The sequence below is a fragment of the Microcoleus sp. SVA1B4 genome, assembly GCF_036700545.1.
GTDB lineage: Bacteria > Cyanobacteriota > Cyanobacteriia > Cyanobacteriales > Microcoleaceae > Microcoleus.
This window is the reverse complement of the sequence record NZ_JAUBPB010000010.1, coordinates 1-19,140: the sequence shown is the minus strand read 5'-3', so window position 1 is coordinate 19,140 and position 19,140 is coordinate 1. Positions and strand designations below refer to the sequence as shown.

Here is a 19,140-nt window from a genome sequence, read left to right as displayed (position 1 = left end):
CGCAGGAGGTTCCCTCATGGCAAATGCCAATATTCCTCAAAATTTCAACTTAATCCTACCCGCAGGAACCCAAATTGTCACCAAAATCGAGGTCAAAAACCCCGCCGGCGACCAATCTTGGAAACCGGGATTAGTAGGTGTCATCGTTCAATCGCCTACGGACAATTCCCACGCATATTTAGTCCAACTCCCAGACGGAACACAAGTTAGTCTGCGGCGGCACGAACTCAGCATCCGCAAGCAGTTTCAGAGCGAAGGATTGCAGTCAGGAGGAGATTTTCTTGCAGAATACAACCTCTATGATTCTGTAATTTACCGCTGCATTCTTGGTTCGAGAGCTTATGGTCTTGATAACGAGCAATCCGATACAGACAGACGCGGGATTTACCTGCCGCCCGCAATTCTTCATTGGTCGCTTTACGGCATCCCAGAACAATTGGAAAACAAGGAAAATCAGGAATGCTATTGGGAACTGCAAAAGTTTCTAGTTTTGGCACTCAAAGCTAATCCAAATGTGCTAGAATGTTTGTACACGCCTTTAGTAGAAACTGTTTCTCCTGTAGCACAAGAATTGCTGGAAATTAGGGAAATCTTTCTTTCTCAATTGGTTTATCAAACTTACAATAGCTACGTTTTGTCTCAATTTAAAAAAATGGAGCAAGACCTCCGCAATACCGGGGAAATTCGTTGGAAGCACGCGATGCACTTAATTCGCTTGTTGCTGTCAGGAATTACTGTCCTCCAGGAGGGGTTTGTGCCTGTTCGCGTGCAGGATTATCGATCGCAACTTTTATCTATCCGCAACCAAGAAATATCCTGGGATGAGGTGAATCGCTGGCGGTTGAGTTTGCACGGTGAGTTCGATCGCGCTTTTGCTGCAACTTCCTTACCGGAACGTCCTAATTACGAGAAAGCGAATCTGTTTTTGATTAAATCTCGTAGAGGTGCGATCGGCTAAAAGGGGCGGGTTTACGAGAGCATTAATTTGAGACATATATGGTTGGTAAAACCCGCCCCTACAGGTATTTGCGCTTGTTTAACCGAAATTTAAATTAGCATTGATAAAATGTTGAATAAATGACAGAATACATCTCGAATCTCGCCCAAATTATCTCCGTTCAACCTTACCCGCTGCTGTTTGCGACTGTCAGCGGTTCGCACTTATACGGCTTTCCTTCCGCAGATTCTGACTTCGACTTGCGGGGAGTACACATTTTGCCGCTACCGAAAGTAATTGGACTGATTTGTGGAGAAGAAACAATCGAAGTTTCGGAAGTTCGGGAGGGAATGCAACTCGATTTAGTAACTCACGACATCAAGAAATTTTTTGAGTTGCTGTTGAAGCGTAACGGCTACGTGCTAGAACAACTGTATTCGCCACTCATAGTTTACAGTACAAAGGAACACGAAGAATTAAAGGCTATTGCCTCTCACTGCATCACCAAGCACCACAGCCACCACTATCTCGGTTTTGCTAAAACTCAATGGAAATTGTTTGAGAAAGAACGCCCGCGTCGGGTTAAGCCGCTGCTGTATGTTTACCGGGTGTTGCTGGCGGGGATTCACTTGATGCAAACGGGGGAAGTGGAGGCGAATTTGGTGAAACTTAATGATAAATTCCAGTTGTCGTATATTCCTGATTTGATCGATCGCAAGCTGGCTGGGGAGGAAAAATCAGTGCTGGAAGATACAGATATTGAATTTTATCAGCAAGAGCGCGATCGGCTAATTAATATATTAGAAGATGCAAGTTTTACAAGTCATTTGCCGTCAAATCCTAATGCAAAGGTTGCTCTTAACGATTTTTTGGTAAAGGTGAGGATGTCATCTGTGAACTAAGCTGTTCCACGTTTAATTAGTCTTTAGTGTAGCAAGCACCCTATATATTAGTCGTTTTGTGCGCCGAAGAGCACAGAACCTCCAGTCCAGTACACATCAGTACCAAAGAAACCGGGTTTTTCATCCTGCTCATATCAAATCCGTTAGCATCGGAATAGTACATTCGAGTTCACTGTTCACGGCGTTAACTGTTCATTGTTCACGGCGTCAACAGTCAACAGTCAACATCATGTATGAATGTTACCGGAAATGATATCAAAGGCCATAATGCAGTATTTTCGTGTCCATTAAACCCGGTTTTAAGTGATTCACCTTAATAGATTTGTGTTGGCTGTTGCGTTAAGGGCAGGTATGCCGGTATTTTGAGGGTCGGTAACTGGTGAGTTTTTTCCTGGTATGTAAAAATTCCAACTTACGCCGCCTACATATGTCTTGATATATGAAGTCAAGGCGTGGATAAATATAACGATTGCCACCATTTCTAATGACTCTTCAATCGTCGTTGCTATCACGTAGGATATATCCCCCGGTCCCGCTGTATAAACTATGTATCCCGCTAGCATTTCCACTCCGATGGCTCCTCCAATATAAATAGCGGCTGCTGCAACAAACAATTTTCTCGTTGAAACAGGAAGGTGCAACACGAACTTACTGTAGGAAAAAAGAAATATCGCTACTAGAAAACCGATCGGCACAATCCAAGTAAAGTAAAGAAATCCTGTGGCATTTAGCAGGTTTCGCATCGGGTAAACCAGCTTTTCGTGCAATTGACCAATTTCGTCTACAGATAGACCTAAAAAGATGAATGATAAAATTTTCCAGTGATTCTCGTAGCGATCGCTATCCAACTTTTTCGCATAGGCGATCGAACCCAGCAAGAGAGAACTAAACAGCAATGTCAAAAATGAGTAGAAGGTTGGAATGTTCCCCTCGTAATCAACGTTGAATCCATTTGCTAAGAAGTCTCTAGACGGGTAATCCGGCAAGAAGTACATAGTCATCTGACTTAAGAAAGATAGTACAACTAGACAGGCGACCACTCGAAGCAGCAACTGGGTTACAGCCCCAGGAGCTAGAGGAATTTGGAATTTCATGTTTTTTTAACCTCTTCCTTAACCTATTGTTAAAGCTATGTTATCATAAAGCATCTTAATTTAGTATGTGTACAAACATAAAAGGCTCATTTTCGTGAATTTATTTTTTTGTATCTGTAAGATTACCGTAAGATTAAGAAATTTAGCAGGCCTCGATCGCCCTTAATTTTCTTGTGGCTATATAAAAAGCTTTTTGTTTCCTGAGATTTAAATTAGAGATAACCCAAAATGAAGCTGAAATCCTTACTACGGTTGAGTCGATATCTAAATTCGCTCTATATCTGCCAAAAAAACTCGGCTTCAGGAAGCCGAGATCCCTCAGTACCGAGGATTTCTGTAATCAAAGGCGACCGCATCTCAATCGAGAGTGACAACTATGAGATGAAATAAGAGGTCGATCGCGATCGAGTGATTCGCCGCCATTTGTTAACCTAGACTCCCCCAGCGAGATCAAAATATCTCCTTGTCAAAGTCCATTAGCTTTGAGTCAATTGCTGATTTCCGAAGTTTTCGCTGCTTTACTTAGGAATGAGAATTAAATAACTTCCACTCTTGAAAGTGGGATGGGCGTCGGGCCCGTCCACTCATGACGGGCCCGACGCCCATCCCACAATAACAATTAAAATTGTAAGTTATTTAATTCGCGATCCTTATTTTTCGTACCTGCGCGGCGTGTAAACCCAAACATCTCCATATTTGCGGGGAATAATCCGAGTCTGACTGGAACCGACAATCACTAAAGTTCTCATGTCAGCGTCTTGGGGCTGGAATTCGCCGAGGGTGCAAACCCGCACAGATTGACCGGGCCGGCCGAGGTTTCGCCCTAGTACGACGGGGGTTTTAGGATCGCGACTTTGCAACAAAATCTCGATCGCCCTTGCGAGTTGCCAAATCCGCTGTTTCGAGATCGGATTGTAAAATGCGATCGCGAAATCTGCGATCGCAGCAGCAGAAATCCGCTGTTCAATGACCTCCCAAGGCTTGAGAATATCCGAAAGCGAAATCACGCAAAAATCGTGTCCGAGGGGTGCTCCGATCGCAGCAGCGGCCGCCTGCATGGCTGAAATGCCCGGTGCCACCCGAATATCGATGCCTTGCCATTCGGGTTTGGCATCAAAGTCGATCGCCTCAAACACCGCCGCAGCCATCGCAAAAATACCCGGATCTCCCGACGAAACCACAGCTACAGATTTGCCGGATGCTGCTAAATCTAGGGCAAAACGCGCGCGATCGATTTCTTCGCGGTTGTCGGAATCGTGCCGCTTTTGCCCTTCCCGCAGGGTTCCGGCTAAGTCGAGATAGAACTTGTAACCCACCCAATCCGTGGCTTCGCGCAGAATTTCCTTAACTTCCGGGGACATCCAGGGCGCGCCTCCGGGGCCGGTACCGACGATCGCCAGTTTGCCGCGGCTAATGCCGATCGCCCTAGCATCAAAGGGTTGGGCGGCCAGGGCGATCGCGCAATTCACTGCGTTTGGGCGATCGTACTCGATTAAGTGACTGTTTGCACCGGCTGCTGTCAGGGCAATTTGTGCGGCCTGATTTTCGATGAATTCAATTGAGTCTAATTCGACAAGTTCGGATAGATTGAAAAAACGGACGGGGACTTTAAAATATTGTGAAACTGCTTCAAGTGCCGGATTTCCCATCTCGTCTTTTAATGCAAAAAATCCCGCAACAGAAGCTGCTGCTAAACCTGCATTTTCCAAGACTTGCTGGACTAATGAAATTGCTATTTCCGGCTCAATATTCGATAGATTTGTGAGTGCAACTGCCACAATTTGCGGATGGTAAACTAAACAATCTGGCGTTGGCGCAATTGCTTTTTCGGTGACGCGGATAGTCAATTTTGCGTCGGGGGCGATCCTCTTCGTTGGCGTAGCCCCCGTAGGGGCGGGCTTCGCTAACGGCAAATTGCTCTCGGAAAGCCAGCTTGCAGCCCCTTCTAGGCGTACTTTTGCCCCGGCGAGCAAATTTGAAATAAAAGTCTTCGCGTCCTCTGGATTCGCTAAATAATAGCCTTGGGGAGGACTCAGCAGCGCGGTGCGAAACCGGATATCTCCGGTTGTGGTAATTGCAGGTTGTACGCCGAGGGCTGCTGCAATCTCTCTGGCCAAATCATTAACGCCGTGCAAACCGCCCAGCAGCGGTACGACGGCGCTTCCGTCTTCTGCGACGGCTAAAACTGGCGGTTCGGCGCGTTTGTCTGACAGCAGCGGGGCGAGGGTGCGGATGATTATTCCGGCGGCGCAGATGCCGATGATTGGGGTTTCTGTTGCAAACAATTCCCGCAATGTTTCGCCGAAGTTGCTAAAGTTGATGTCTGTGTTGGAAGTGCGATCGATTAAACCGTAAATCTGGGAACCGGGGAAATGTGCGGAGATTTTTTTGGCGATCGGCAGGCTGTTTTGACCTAAGATAACTATTGCGGGAGGAACTCGAACCATTTTAGATTTTAGATTTTAGATTTTAGATTTTATGAGAGTTGCGACGGAAATTAGGAATTGATAATTGATAATTGGTAATGTAGGGGCGGGTTCGCCAAGGTCTGCAATACAACACCAGAAATCTACTAAACCCGCCCCACCCCCACCGAGGATGCTATCTAATATAATATAACCTAATTAAAACAGGCTACAATCAATAAATATTTCGAGGTTTGGCTGTGAAACGCATTGTCTTAATTGCAGGGTTTGAATCTTTTAATGCTGATTTGTACCGCAAAGCTGCCGAGTTGGCTGTTTCTGGGTGTCAGGGATTGGAAGTACGGGTTTTTAGCGATCGCGCCCTCGCAGACGAACCCGATGCTGTAGCAGCCGCCCTCTCGAATGCTGATGTATTTTTCGGGAGTTTGCTGTTTGATTACGATGCGGTAATGTGGCTGCGGGAAAGGGTGCAGAATATTCCGATTCGCCTGGTTTTTGAGTCGGCTTTGGAATTGATGAGTCTTACTCAAATCGGCGCTTTTAAAATTGGCGACAAGCCGAAGGGAATGCCGAAGCCTGTTAAGTTTATTCTGGATAAGTTCAGCAACGGGCGAGAAGAAGATAAGCTGGCTGGTTATATCAGCTTTTTGAAGATTGGGCCGAAGTTATTAAAATATGTGCCAGTGCAAAAAGTGCAAGATTTGCGTAACTGGCTGATTATTTATGGTTACTGGAATGCGGGCGGTGCGGATAATGTTGTCTCGATGTTTTGGATTATTGCCGAAAAATATTTGGGGCTGAAAGTTGCAGAAATTCCGCCACCTGTGGAAACTCCCAATATGGGTTTATTGCATCCAGATTATAACGGTTATTTTGAATCGCCTCGCCAATATTTGGATTGGTATCTCGGTAATCAAAGTGCTAGGGGCGGGCAAGAAGCCCGTTCCAAAGAGGCTAGACATCTTGATAGAAAGGCTTATAACGGGCAAGATGCCCGTTCCACAAAATTTGAGACTAATTTGTCTGAAAATTTAGACCGGGTTTCTAACGGGCAAGATGCCCGTTCCACAAAATTTGAGACCAATTGGTCTCAAAAAGTGGAGGGAGGAAAATCCCCTGTTGTGGGCATCTTGCTTTACCGCAAGCACGTTATCACCAAGCAGCCTTATATTCCTCAATTGATTCGCTATTTTGAAGCGGCGGGAATTGTGCCTTTGCCGATTTTTATCAATGGCGTTGAAGGCCATGTGGCGGTGCGGGATTGGATGACGACTGCTGATGAAACTGCGCGCCGAAAACAAGGCAATATAGAAACTCTTTCGCTTTCTAAAGATGCTGTGGAAGTTGATGCGATTGTTTCTACTATTGGCTTTCCTTTGGTTGGCGGGCCTGCTGGTTCGATGGAGGGTGGAAGGCAGGTGGAAGTTGCTAAGCGCATTTTAACTGCTAAAAATGTACCTTATTTTGTGTCCGCACCTCTGCTGATTCAGGATATCCATTCTTGGACTCGTCAGGGGATTGGAGGTTTGCAAAGTGTGGTATTGTATGCTTTGCCTGAGTTGGATGGTGCGATCGATCCAGTGCCCCTCGGCGGTTTGGTGGGTGAGGATATTTATCTGGTGCCCGATCGCGCGAAACGCCTGACAAGTAGAATTAACAATTGGGTGAAACTACGTCAAACTCCGCCATCTGAAAGGAAAATTGCGATTATTCTCTACGGGTTTCCTCCCGGTTACGGGGCGGCGGGTACGGCGGCTTTATTAAATGTACCGAAATCGCTGCTAAATTTCCTGCACAAACTTCAAGCAGCAGGTTATACAGTTGGAGAAATTCCGGCTGACGGTGAGGAGTTAATTCGCAGGGTGAAAGAAGCGGATGAAGCTACTTGTGACGGGCAAGATGCCCGTACCACAAAAGAGACTGTTAATGTCAAAACTTTAGAAAGATGGCTGGGCTATCTGTTAACAAGCCGCATCGAAAAACAGTGGAAATCTTTAACTGGTACGGGCATTAAAACAGACGGCGACGAGTTCCAAATCGGCGGCATTCAACTGGGGAATGTTTGGATAGGTTTGCAGCCGCCGCTGGGAATTTCGGGCGATCCGATGCGCTTAATGTTCGATCGCGATTTGACGCCTCACCCTCAATATGCTGCTTTTTACAAGTGGCTGCAAAATGATTTGCAAGCTGATGCTGTGGTTCACTTCGGAATGCACGGCACTGTTGAATGGTTGCCGGGATCTCCTCTGGGAAATACTGGCTATTCTTGGTCGGATATTCTGTTGGGAAGTTTGCCGAATCTTTATATCTATGCCGCGAACAATCCCTCGGAATCGATGTTAGCAAAACGGCGCGGTTACGGTGTTTTGATTTCTCACAACGTGCCGCCCTACGGCCGCGCGGGCTTGTACAAGGAATTGGTGGCTTTGCGGGATTTGATTGCGGAATATCGGGAAGATCCTGCAAAAAATTATGTGCTGAAAGAGGCTATTTGTAAGAAAGTTTTAGATAGCGGTTTGGAGGCTGATTGTCCGTTTGATGAGGCTCGAAAGTTGGGTATTGCTTTTAGTTTTGAGAATGTGGGAATGTTCAGTGCTGATGCTTTTAACCGCTATTTGGTGAAGCTTTACGAGTATTTACAGGTGGTGGAATGTCGCTTGTTTTCTTCGGGTTTGCACGTTCTTGGGGAACCGCCTAATTCTGAGGAAATGACCTCTTATCTTGAGGCTTATTTTGGGGAGAGGTTATCACAGGAACAGGTGCAAACAATTGTTTTGCAAACCAGCACAGGCAAGATGCCTGTGCCACAAACCAGCACAGGCAAGATGCCTGTGCCACAAACCAGCACAGGCAAGATGCCTGTGCCACAAGAGGGGTTTGGTGGGGTTTTTGAGGAGGGTTTGTTGGTGCGGGATTTGTTGTTGCAAACTTCGGATGAGTTGACTAATCTTTTGCGGGGTTTGAATGGGGAATATATTCTGCCTGCACCTGGTGGGGATTTGTTGCGGGATGGGGCTGGGGTGTTGCCAACTGGTCGGAATATTCACGCTTTAGATCCTTATCGGATGCCTTCTCCGGCGGCTTATGAAAGGGGGCGCGAAATTGCTCGGAAAATTATTGATAAGCACCTTAAGGAACAGGGGAATTATCCTGAGACTGTGGCGGTGATGTTGTGGGGTTTGGATGCGATTAAAACGCGGGGCGAATCTATTGGAATTCTGCTGGAATTGGTGGGGGCTGAACCTCTAAAAGAAGGTACTGGCCGCATTGTTCGCTATGAATTAAAACCGTTAGCTGATGTCGGTCATCCCCGGATTGATGTGTTGGGAAATCTTTCGGGTATTTTCCGTGATAGCTTTGTGAATATTATTGAATTGTTGGATGATTTGTTCGTGCGGGCAGCGGATGCTGATGAACCGGAATCGGAGAATTTTATTCGCAAACACGCTTTAATTTTACAGGCAAAAGGTGTGCAGAATTATTCGGCCAGGTTGTTTTCTAATCCGGCTGGGGATTTTGGTTCTTTGGTTAACGATAGGGTTGTTGATGGTAGTTGGGAATCGGGGGATGAGTTGGGGAAAACTTGGGAAAGTCGCAATGTTTTTAGTTACGGGAGGAAGGATAAGGGGGAAGCGAGGCCGGAGGTTTTGACTCAGTTGTTGCAAGGGTGCGATCGCATAATTCAAGAAATTGATTCTGTGGAATACGGTTTGACTGATATTCAAGAGTATTATGCGAATACTGGCGGTTTGAAGAAAGCGGCAGAAAAGCAGCGCGGCAAAAAGGTTAATACGAGTTTTGTAGAAAGTTTTTCTCAGGATACAACTCCGCGCAATTTAGAAGATTTGCTGCGCTTGGAATATCGAACTAAGTTGCTAAATCCTAAGTGGGCTAACGCGATGGCAAATCAAGGTTCTGGCGGCGCTTATGAAATTTCGCAGCGCATGACGGCGTTAATTGGTTGGGGCGGAACGGCTGATTTTACTGATAGTTGGGTTTACGATCAGGCGGCTGATACTTATGCTTTGGATGAAGAGATGGCGAAGAAGTTGCGGGAGGCCAATCCTGAAGCTTTTCGCAATATTGTCGGCAGAATGTTGGAGGCTAACGGGCGAGGTTTTTGGCTGCCGGATGCGGATAAGTTGCAGCAGTTGCGCGAGTTGTACGAGTTAACTGATGAGAAGATTGAAGGGGTGACAGTGTAGTTTTTTTAGTTAACTGGTTCCTAGGCTCTGCCTGGGAACGGATATCCAGAGGCTCTGCCTCGCCAGCTTCCAGGAAAATTGGAGGCAGAGCCTCCTGATCTGTGTTACCAGGCAGAGCCTGGTAACGAGTAGAAATTTCTCAGGTGCAAGTTTAACTGGTTCCTAGGCTCTGCCTGGGAACCGATATCCAGAGGCTCTGCCTCGCCAGCTTTAACTGGTTCCTAGGCTCTGCCTGGGAACGGATATCCAGAGGCTCTGCCTCGCCAGCTTCCATGAAAATTGGAGGCAGAGCCTCCGGATCGGTGTTACCAGGCAGAGCCTGGTAACGAGTAGATAACGAGTAGAATGGGAGATTAAATACCCCGATCGCCCTGCGGTTTTGCTACAGGAACTGACGGTTTTTTATTGGGAGAATTAAAAGCTCGATCGACCATATCTCCAAAGGGAACAAACTGCGGTGCAGACGATGGAGCTCCGGTTCTGAACACTGTCACGGGCCCGCTGCCGTCTTGGGCAAAATTAATCAATCTCGTTAAAGCATCACCGGGATTTTTAGCATTGCGCTTGTCTAGGGTGAACAGCAGATTTTGAGAGTTGCAGCGCCCCCGTCCGTTCACATAACAAACTACGGGCAAGTTATTAACAATTCCTGTTGTTAATTGCAAGTTGCTCAATCTTCCGCCATTCTGGGCAACAGCTTTTGTCAATCTATTGGAAACAATTTGACAGCGCTGCCAGGGTGTATATTCGCGGCCGAACTCGGTAGATTTCCACAGAATCATTGGATCGGTTGTGACATTTCCCCGCCGCGCAATTGTGACAAAATTCCGACCGGAAGTAACGCACTGAAATGTTGTTCTAGTGGTATTCCAAGAGTTGCTGGCTGGAGCTGCTTGCACTTGGCTTGCAAAGGCGACAGTACCGGCGAAAACTAAAGCGGATGCTAATAAGGGTGCAGTGAATTTCATAATAACTCCTGCCACTAAGGCAGCTAAATTTATGTAGGAAGTCATAGTTGTAGGCACAGGGCAGTGTCTATTGGTGTCAACTTAAGGTTAAACCGGTAGTCCGCCAGGGAATGAATTCCCTGCCTCAAAGCTAAAGTCCTCTAAAGAGGACTGAGAAAAAGACTGTTAAACTCATTAGTCCTCTTTAGAGGACTTTCGCTATTAGGCAGGGGTTTTAACCCCTGCCGGACTAGGGGTTTAACTTTAAGTTGACACCAATAGCCCGTGTCCTGTCCCTACCTCTTCAAATTCTGCTGGTTGGCTGTCGCACCCGGATATTTTTCAAATATTAAATCAGGTTAGTTGCACCTCATGTCTGTAGGTACATGGCAGTGTGGTGTGTTTATTTCAACACTGGGAAAGGTGGCTTTAGGAACACGGCACAGCGCTTTCTTTATTTCCAACACTTCGAGACTGTGGCACAAGTATCCTAGATAGTGTTTTTAGCTACATTCTCCAAAGCCACGACAGTCAACAATGGTAAGTAAAACTACAAAGCACAGCTCCGAAATCGGCTGGCAAATAAATTTTTATGAAACCTCGAATCATTGTTTGCGGGTTGGGCCACACGGGACACAAGATTTTTTGTTTGTTGAGACAGCAAGGAGCGATTGTGGTTGGTATTAGCGATCGCCCAATTCGCGGCGAAACTTCTGATGTGGTTGTCGGTAATTTGCAAGCAGCTTCTACTTTGTTGGCGGCGGGCATTCAAAACGCTCACACTTTAGTAATTGCAGGAGACGATGATGCTGTGAATTTGGCAATTTTGATGCAAGCGAGGATTCTCAATCCTCAGATTCGCATCATTAACAGATTGTTCAATACTAGCTTGGGCGACAGAATTGACCACACTTTGCCCGATCACACTTCCATGAGCGTTTCATCATTGGCTGCTCCGGTTTTTGCCTTTGCGGCTCTCGGCAATCAGGCGATCGGACAGTTGCGTTTGTTCGATCGCACTTGGCCGATTCACGAAGAATATATCGATGAAACACATCCTTGGAAAAATCGCAAACTCAGCGATTTGTGGGACGATCGATCGCGAATGTTGATTTATTATCTGCCGGCTGCTAACAAAACTGATTTAGTATCGGCGGTGCTTGCCGATCGGCAGTGTCAGCAGGGCGATCGGCTAATTGTTGCCACTCAGCCGACTATCCACAGCCCCCAAAAAACTTTAACTCAAAAACTGCTCAAAACATTAACTAAGCTGCACAGATTTCAGCAGCACAGCCAAGCAGCAGTAATTGTTGTATTGACGCTGCTGGCAATGATTGCCGTTGCTACTGCTACCTATATTTGTGTTGACGAGCATATCTCAATTGTCGATTCTCTTTATTTTTCAGTAGGGATGATTACCGGAGCCGGAGGCTATGAAAAAGTTGCCGAACAAGCTCCCGAAAGCATTAAACTATTTACAGTTGTCATGATGTTAGTTGGAGCCGGCATCATCGGCATCTGCTACGCACTGCTCAACGATTACGTATTGGGAACTCGCTTTACCGAATATTGGGATGTGGCGCGAGTTCCGCAGCGCCATCATTACATTATTTGCGGGCTCGGAGGAATAGGTATCCAAATTGCTAAAGAACTACACACTAACGGTTACGATATTGTGGCGATCGAGCAAGATCCAAACTGCCGCTTTCTGAGCACGGCTCGCTCAATGAAAATTCCGGTCATTCAGGGAAGTGCTAGTTTGCCCGCAACTTTGGAAGCTGCTAATGTTAAGCAAGCTGCAGCACTTTTGGCGGTAACTAGCAGCGATATGTCTAATGTTGAAATTGCCTTGAGCGCTAAAGGATTGACCCCAAAACTCTCAGTTATTGTTCGCAATCAAGACCCACATTTTGCTTTGATGGTGCAGCAAGTTTTTGAGTTTGAAGGAGTTTTGAACCCGACGGAATTGGCGGCTCCTGCTTTCGCAGCGGCGGCAATTGGAGGCAGAATTTTAGGCAACGGGATGACTGCTGATAGTCTCTGGGTTTGCTTGGCCACATTGATTACGCCAAACCATCCTTTCTGCGGCCACCATATTCAAGATGCTGCTATGTCTGCGGATTTTGTGCCTCTGTATGTGGAAACTAATTGTCAAACTCTCCACGGCTGGGATTTACTGAATTGTTGTCTGAGTACCGGGGATGTTTTGTATTTGACGATGCCGGCGAATCGGTTGGAGCAACTGTGGAGAACGACCTCGGAATTAATTAAAACTTAGTGGTTTGACACGGGAATTTATGGGGAGCATCTCATATTTGTAAAAACACTTCTTCTGGCTCCTTCCTTCTTCCTCTTCCCTCTTCCCTCCTGCCTCCTGCCTCCTGCCTCCTGCCTCAAAACTCCAATTTCTAGCTTGCCTGCTTTCATTGAGATGCTCCCAATTTATGTTGCCGATCGCTCAATTGCAACTACAAACCTGATAAAATGGGCTCTGTCTAGTAAAAAAGACTTACGACTAATCCTCTGAAATCCGGTTTCTTAGGGCAAGTTCTAGTATAAATAATCAACAGACTCTCAATTAGTTGCGATGTAGAATGAGAAAATTTTTAGGATTAGTTGTGTTTGGCCTGATAATGGCGATCGCCTCTGTAGCTGTCGCCGCTCAACCTTTGTTCGTCGCTTATCCTCCCGCTAACCACAAAACTACAGCCGATCGCATCTTTTTAATCGGCACAGCGCCCGCACCGGGACAAGTATCGGTAAATGGCAACCAAATTTCGCGCACCGCAGTCGGTCATTTCGCCCCGACTTTTCCGCTGCAACTCGGCGAAAATCTCTTTACCTTGCGTTACGAAAATCAGGAAGTCAAAATTAAGGTGACGCGCGAGTCTAATCAGCCGGTAGCCCCTGTAGGATTGGCTTTTGCTAAAGATTCCCTGACGCCGAAAGTCGATGTCGCGAGTTTGCCGGGGGAATATATTTGCTTTGGGGCGATCGCACCGGCGAATGCTCAAGTTTCTGTAAAATTGGCGGGAGTTACTATTCCTTTAAAAGCGCGATCGCAAGTCGAACTACCCGACAACAAATCTGTACTGTTAGGTGAAAACTCCCCGATCGAAAAAGGCGGCAGCGAACAGTATCAAGGCTGCGGTAAAACCCCCCCCAACCCCCCCTTGCTAAGGGGGGGCAATGAGTCTAATGCCGCCTTGCCAAGGGGGGGCAATGAGTCTAACTCCTCGGTACTAAAAGGAGAAAAAGTGGATTTGGGAGTGCCTGTATTTGAGCTAACAATGAACGGTCAAACTATCAGCCAACAAGGTACTGGCAAGATTTCTATTCTCTCTCCGGCGGATTTAGAAATAGCAGAAGTAACAGCAGATCCTGGTGTTGCCAGAACCGGGGCGAGTACAGATTTTTCTCGGATGACACCGCTGCCGAAGGGAACGCGAGCAACAGTTATCGGGCGGGAGGGAGAATGGCTCAGACTCGATTACGGTGCTTGGATTAAAGCATCAGAAGTGCAAATTGTCAAGGATGCAGTGCCTCCGCGATCGATTATTCGCAGCGCGCGATCGCGTCAAGTTTCCGGCTGGACAGAGGTGTTATTTCCCTTAGAAACACCCGTCCCAGTCACCGTGCAGGAAGGAAAACGCACTTTCACCTTAACCCTGTACAATACCACCGCTCAAACTGACATTATTCGCCTCGACGATGACCCGGTAATTTCGCGTTTGGAATGGCAACAAATATCGCCGCTGCAAGTACAATATACTTTTAATCTCAAATCCGCCCAACAGTGGGGCTATAAGTTGAGATACGAGGGCACAACTTTAGTGCTGTCTTTAAAACACCCGCCGGTGAATACAAGCATGATGCCTGTGTCGCAAGCAAAACCGCTGTCTGGAATTAAGATTCTCATCGATCCGGGACACGGCGGGCCGCAGGATGGAGGTGCTGTGAGTCCAGTGGGAATTAGGGAAAAAACAGTAGCTTTAACGGTGTCGAAATTGGTGCAACAGGAATTGGTAAATCGGGGCGCGAATGTGCTAATGACGCGAGTAGAAGATGTCGATTTGGATTTACCGCCAAGGGTGGAAATGATTCAAAAAGAAGAACCTGCGATCGCAATTTCAATTCACTACAATGCTTTGCCGGATAACGGCGATGCCATTAATACTAAAGGTGTCGGCGCTTTCTGGTTTCACCCGCAAGCGCACAGTTTGGCAATGTTTTTGCACAATTATTTAGTTGCCAAGTTGAACCGTCCGAGTTATGGTGTATTCTGGAACAACTTAGCCATGACTCGTCCTGCCGTTACTCCATCTGTTTTAATGGAATTGGGATTTATGATCAATCCCGAAGAGTTTGAATGGATTGTGAATCCGACAGAACAGAAGAAGTTAGCCGAGGCGATCGCCCAAGGTGTTACCGAATGGTTTGCCTCTGTCAAATAACAGTTAGTAGTAAGGACTGAAGTCATTATAAAAAAAAAATTATAGTCAGGACTTCAGTTCAGCCAATCCAAGGAAATGAAATAATGCTAATTTTCACTCAATCAAAAGCCTTTTTTATTGCAGCCGTCGTTGCAAGTTTTAGCTTCTCACTTTACAGCTTTCCTGTTTTCGGCAAGCAGCAAACTCTGGCTCCCGCAAAAGCAGAAGCTTTAAAAAAGCAAACTCAATGCTCGTTTATTACTGGTGAAGGTGGCGCTATTAACATTCGCAAAGGCCCAGGCAATCAGTACCCAGTTGTTGCTAAATTGAAAAGGGGAGACGGAGTTAGGGCTGTCAGCAGACAAGGTAAGTGGGTGAAAATTGCGGCCAGGTTTTCAGGTAATCCTCCTAATGAAACTTTGACAATCCTTGACGGTTGGGTGAGCAATCAATTTATTAATGGCTGTTCCGAAGACCAATTTGACAGGTGGCGACAATAGGAAATTTGGTTTTTAGTAAGGACTTCAGTCCTTAGTTGAGATGAAAACTAAAATCTTCACTACAAACCACACCGGGATATTTTTAAAAGTGGTACAAAAAAGACGATCGCCCTGATTCATTCTTGCATTCTCAACCAGCTAAAAACCTGTTCGGCGGTGATATTCAGGGGAATCATTTCGGGCACAGGAAGGACATCGCTACCTTCGCAGAATTGCGGTTGTTGGTTGGGCAAAAACGCTAAAATCGATCGATCGTCTGGATCGATTAGCCACCCCAACTGACAATTATGTTGCAGACAGTGAATGATTTTTTTAGTTACGCGATTTGAGCTTTGTTGTGGCGAGAGAATTTCGATCGCCCAATACGGTGCAATTAGCACATCATCCAACGGTTCACCGCTCTCATCAAATTGAATCTGTTCCCACAATAGTACCGCAATATCTGGAACAATCGATCGCCCGCCAAACGTACACCGCAACTCTGGAAAAGCATAAGCTATCTTGGGTTCCTCTACCACTTCATTAATGACACGCAGAAATTGCCCCTGGAGACGAGAATGTTTAGTTTTCGGCATAGGTTTTTGGAGAATCTCCCCCTCAATATATTCGCTGGCAGGTTTAGTTTCTGGCAGTTTTAGAAATTGTTCAAGAGTAAGGCGCTCAGTTGCGATCGTCATAAATAAATTCCTCAATGCTACCTATCTTCAGTGTAAACCAAAAAATAGTTATCTTGCATGAAACTGGTGTAATATCGCCTAATTTTGCAGAACAATCTGCTGTTTAAACTCAAACAAATTAGGATTAGTAGGGTCATAAAAAGCCCGCAACCAATGCACGTTTGGAGAACCAAAAGTTTCAACTCTCGTAAAATTTTTCATTCTCGGTAATTGAGTTTCATCGGTAAAATATGGTAAAGGTTTATCGATGCGGAAATAGTGAGTATCGCCGTGGACGAATACAACCTGCCCTGGGAAATTGCCTGTTTCTGTTTCCAGAGTGGAGATAAAATCGTTGTAGCCACTTCTTCTTTTGTCCGTCGGATCGAGTTCAAATCCCGGATTTGCCTGTGCAACTAACACAATTCCTTTGCTGTTGCTGCGTTTGGCTAAAGCAAAACATTCTTTGATCCAGGCTAAGTTAGCCCAATTGCGATCGGCATATTCTGCATCTGCTTCGGGAGTGCGACCAAAATTGTTATTACTTCCCGGCATATTAATCCCCAAAAACACAACGCCATGATAAATCCAGCGAACATTTTCGCGGAATTTAGCAAACTGCGGGTTTTCGCTTTGACGGGTGAGAATTAAGGTGCGCTTTCCCAAACTTTGATTACCGTTGCTAAATATTTCCCGCAGTTTAGCCAGTCTTTCTACTGGATCGTAACTGCCGTTTTTTGAACGGTGGCAATCCGTCCATTCATTGTCACCATAAGCTAGAATAAACGGTATCTCAAAATTGTCAAATAACTGCTTGCGGCTGACAAACGTTGCATCATCGCACACACTAGAACCGTTTTTAATGTCGCCATCGTGGACGACAAACGCTGCGGGCGATCGATTGATATCTGCAATCAAACTCGGAAATTGTGCTTCCTGTTCGGCACTGTAGGGCAAATCGCCAATCAAGGCAAATTCAAAAGGTTTATCGGCCCAACTTTCAGCATAGCTCAAAGTACCTAAACCGATAACAGATGCAAAAATGATAAATCCAATAATCAAATATTTTTTAAACATTCCTTCTCCAGTAGCCAGCAAACCATCGATATCCTAACAAAACTTGCCAACATCTTTGTTTTCTTCTTTTCCTCTGTGTTCTCTGTGCTCTCTGTGGTTCAAAAAAAAAAACTGCCTAAATTGCGATTATTAATGATACCATAAACACGATAAATTACTATAGATAAATTATGAAATTTTCCCCGACGCTCTCGGTAATAGCTGCATTTTTAATGGCTAGCTGCAATATCCAACCCCAAAAAATCAACCAGCAAACCAACACACAGCCTACAGAAAGTCGCTCGCCAATAGCAACCCCTGTCCCCGCCCAACCCAAGTCTGAGATCAAAGAAGCCAAACTAATTGCTGTCGGTGACATCATGATGCACAGTACCCAAACGCGATCGGGCTACGACGCAAAAAATAAAACATACAATTTTGACAATTTCTTCGCACCAGTTAAAAGTATCCTGTCAACAGGCGATTGGGTGATCGGAAATCTCGAAACACCTTTAGCGGGCGAAGATGCTCGCGGATATACGGGATATCCGCTATTTAACGCACCGGCTCAATTAGCGGATGCTGCTAAAAAAGCAGGATTTAATATATTGACAACTGCGAACAATCATGCTTTAGACCGGGGAGAAAAAGGAGTAATTAGGACGATCGCCAATCTGAGCGATCGCAAAATTGCTGCCATAGGAACAGCCACATCAGTCGCCGCAGCCGATCGCACTTTTATCAGCACCAAAAACAACATTTCACTAGCCAAGCTAGCCTACACCTACGGCACAAACGGCATTCCCATACCCAAAGGCAAAGATTACTTAGTTTCCCTAATCGACGAAAAAAAGATAGTCAAAGACATTGCCAAAGCCCGCAAACAAGGAGCAGATATTATCGCAATTTCCCTGCATTTTGGCGACGAATATCAGCGACAGCCAAACCCCCAACAAAAACAATTAGTTGAAAACCTATTAAAAGCCGGTGCAGACATCATTCTCGGCAGCCATCCCCACGTCGTCCAACCTTACAAAATTTTTAATTTTCCCGGCAAAAATGGCAAAACCCGCAAAGCTGTAGCCATTTATTCAATGGGAAACTTCATTTCCGGTCAGAATAAAAAATATACAGACTTAGGCGTGATTTTGCAAGTAAATATTCGCAAAAAATTTCCCGAAAAAACCACAGAAATTACCGATGTAAAAACACATCCTACTTGGGTACACCGCTATACTCAGAACAATAAAACTAACTATCGCGTTTTGCCCTTAGAAACAACTGTCAGCCAGAAAAAAGATGCACTGCTAGCAACTTCACAGTATCCTGTTTTAGCAAAATATTTGCAGGATATGAACAATCATCTTAATTCTTTAAATAAACCTCAAGATAACAAGTAATCCCTCCCTCAAGCAGGGCAGGGCGGTTTCATTCTCGCGAAAATCCCGATTTTGACTCTTGTAGTGCCAAGAATGCCTACCCCTAGAGACGACTTCACAGGCGTTTGAGACATGGGGGCTGCCACGGGGGGCAGCCCCTACAAGAGAATGAAACAGCCCTGATATCTGCGGTGAAAAAAAGAGAATGTATTAACCGCCCCGGACAAGGGATTGACGCCCATTTACCCAGAGGTCGAGAATAGATAGATGAATAATTTCGATGCTAACAGATTTGATATTACCCGAAATTAGGACACCGCAGTGCCGTTTCCCTACAATCAACCGGGCAATGATTATATCCGATCGCGCTCGCCCACAACTGTGCACGATTCTGATGGAGTTCTTCCGTATAATTCTCGCAGTGATAGCCAACTATTCCTGACGCTAAAACACGAGGATCGAAAGTAAACTTGTCCCTCTATTTGAGTACAAGTTTTCACCTTGACTCCAGCCAAGTCTAATAGATAGTCTAAGGATCGCGAATTAAATAACTTATAATTTTAATTGTTATTGTGGGATGGGCGTCCCGCCCGTCCAAAAAGGAC

12 protein-coding genes are annotated in these 19,140 nt (G+C 45.7%); 7 read left to right on the top strand and 5 right to left on the bottom strand.

Features of this window, described 5'->3' with window-relative positions; genetic code table 11:
* Positions 1 to 16 precede the first annotated feature (16 nt).
* Positions 17 to 958, top strand: a complete 942-nt coding sequence (locus tag QT987_RS07160; RefSeq protein ID WP_333238559.1) for a DNA polymerase beta superfamily protein — start codon at positions 17 to 19, stop codon at positions 956 to 958.
* 119 nt (positions 959 to 1,077) lie between these two features.
* Positions 1,078 to 1,839: a nucleotidyltransferase domain-containing protein gene (locus QT987_RS07155; RefSeq protein WP_333238557.1), complete on the top strand. Its 762-nt coding sequence runs from the start codon at positions 1,078 to 1,080 to the stop codon at positions 1,837 to 1,839.
* 308 nt (positions 1,840 to 2,147) lie between these two features.
* On the opposite strand, the gene QT987_RS07150 is transcribed toward QT987_RS07155, so the two are convergent.
* On the bottom strand, positions 2,148 to 2,840 hold the full coding sequence (locus tag QT987_RS07150; protein ID WP_333238555.1) for a hypothetical protein: 693 nt from the start codon (positions 2,838 to 2,840) through the stop codon (positions 2,148 to 2,150).
* A 743-nt stretch (positions 2,841 to 3,583) separates the two neighbouring features.
* A complete protein-coding gene (cobJ, locus tag QT987_RS07145) occupies positions 3,584 to 5,380 on the bottom strand; it encodes a precorrin-3B C(17)-methyltransferase (protein ID WP_333238553.1) in 1,797 nt (598 codons plus the stop codon).
* Between the two features lie 218 nt (positions 5,381 to 5,598).
* Between cobJ and QT987_RS07140 the strand changes: the two genes are divergently transcribed.
* Complete coding sequence (locus QT987_RS07140; protein WP_333238551.1) at positions 5,599 to 9,564, top strand: cobaltochelatase subunit CobN; 3,966 nt, start codon at positions 5,599 to 5,601, stop codon at positions 9,562 to 9,564.
* 353 nt (positions 9,565 to 9,917) lie between these two features.
* Here QT987_RS07140 and QT987_RS07135 read toward each other — a convergent pair whose 3' ends face one another.
* Entirely contained in the window at positions 9,918 to 10,532 is a 615-nt protein-coding gene (locus QT987_RS07135; RefSeq protein WP_333238549.1) for a COP23 domain-containing protein, read from the bottom strand.
* Between the two features lie 571 nt (positions 10,533 to 11,103).
* On the opposite strand from QT987_RS07135, the gene QT987_RS07130 reads away from it, so the two are divergent.
* From QT987_RS07130 to QT987_RS07120, 3 genes are all read left to right on the top strand, one after another.
* Positions 11,104 to 12,789 carry an NAD-binding protein gene (locus tag QT987_RS07130; protein ID WP_333238547.1) on the top strand — a complete coding sequence of 562 codons (1,686 nt, stop codon included), beginning with the start codon at positions 11,104 to 11,106 and terminating at the stop codon, positions 12,787 to 12,789.
* A gap of 316 nt (positions 12,790 to 13,105) precedes the next feature.
* A complete protein-coding gene (locus tag QT987_RS07125) occupies positions 13,106 to 14,965 on the top strand; it encodes an N-acetylmuramoyl-L-alanine amidase (protein WP_333238545.1) in 1,860 nt (619 codons plus the stop codon).
* A gap of 83 nt (positions 14,966 to 15,048) precedes the next feature.
* The gene (locus QT987_RS07120) at positions 15,049 to 15,444 is read left to right on the top strand and encodes an SH3 domain-containing protein (RefSeq protein ID WP_333238543.1); all 396 of its coding nucleotides are present in this window, start codon (positions 15,049 to 15,051) and stop codon (positions 15,442 to 15,444) included.
* A 116-nt stretch (positions 15,445 to 15,560) separates the two neighbouring features.
* On the opposite strand, the gene QT987_RS07115 is transcribed toward QT987_RS07120, so the two are convergent.
* Positions 15,561 to 16,121: a Uma2 family endonuclease gene (locus QT987_RS07115; protein WP_333238540.1), complete on the bottom strand. Its 561-nt coding sequence runs from the start codon at positions 16,119 to 16,121 to the stop codon at positions 15,561 to 15,563.
* A 78-nt stretch (positions 16,122 to 16,199) separates the two neighbouring features.
* Positions 16,200 to 17,177, bottom strand: coding sequence for a hypothetical protein (locus tag QT987_RS07110; protein WP_333238538.1), 978 nt, complete (start codon positions 17,175 to 17,177; stop codon positions 16,200 to 16,202).
* Positions 17,178 to 17,347: 170 nt separating this feature from the next.
* On the opposite strand from QT987_RS07110, the gene QT987_RS07105 reads away from it, so the two are divergent.
* The gene (locus QT987_RS07105; RefSeq protein ID WP_333238536.1) at positions 17,348 to 18,556 is read left to right on the top strand and encodes a CapA family protein; all 1,209 of its coding nucleotides are present in this window, start codon (positions 17,348 to 17,350) and stop codon (positions 18,554 to 18,556) included.
* The last annotated feature ends 584 nt before the right edge of the window (positions 18,557 to 19,140 follow it).

Coding starts and splice junctions, on each gene's coding strand:
- QT987_RS07160 (WP_333238559.1), top strand. CDS start 17: ATGGCAAATGCCAATATTCCTCAAAATTTCAACTTAATCCTACCCGCA.
- QT987_RS07155 (WP_333238557.1), top strand. CDS start 1,078: ATGACAGAATACATCTCGAATCTCGCCCAAATTATCTCCGTTCAACCT.
- QT987_RS07150 (WP_333238555.1), bottom strand. CDS start 2,840: ATGACTATGTACTTCTTGCCGGATTACCCGTCTAGAGACTTCTTAGCA.
- cobJ (WP_333238553.1), bottom strand. CDS start 5,380: ATGGTTCGAGTTCCTCCCGCAATAGTTATCTTAGGTCAAAACAGCCTG.
- QT987_RS07135 (WP_333238549.1), bottom strand. CDS start 10,532: ATGAAATTCACTGCACCCTTATTAGCATCCGCTTTAGTTTTCGCCGGT.
- QT987_RS07130 (WP_333238547.1), top strand. CDS start 11,104: ATGAAACCTCGAATCATTGTTTGCGGGTTGGGCCACACGGGACACAAG.
- QT987_RS07125 (WP_333238545.1), top strand. CDS start 13,106: ATGAGAAAATTTTTAGGATTAGTTGTGTTTGGCCTGATAATGGCGATC.
- QT987_RS07120 (WP_333238543.1), top strand. CDS start 15,049: ATGCTAATTTTCACTCAATCAAAAGCCTTTTTTATTGCAGCCGTCGTT.
- QT987_RS07115 (WP_333238540.1), bottom strand. CDS start 16,121: ATGACGATCGCAACTGAGCGCCTTACTCTTGAACAATTTCTAAAACTG.
- QT987_RS07110 (WP_333238538.1), bottom strand. CDS start 17,177: ATGTTTAAAAAATATTTGATTATTGGATTTATCATTTTTGCATCTGTT.
- QT987_RS07105 (WP_333238536.1), top strand. CDS start 17,348: ATGAAATTTTCCCCGACGCTCTCGGTAATAGCTGCATTTTTAATGGCT.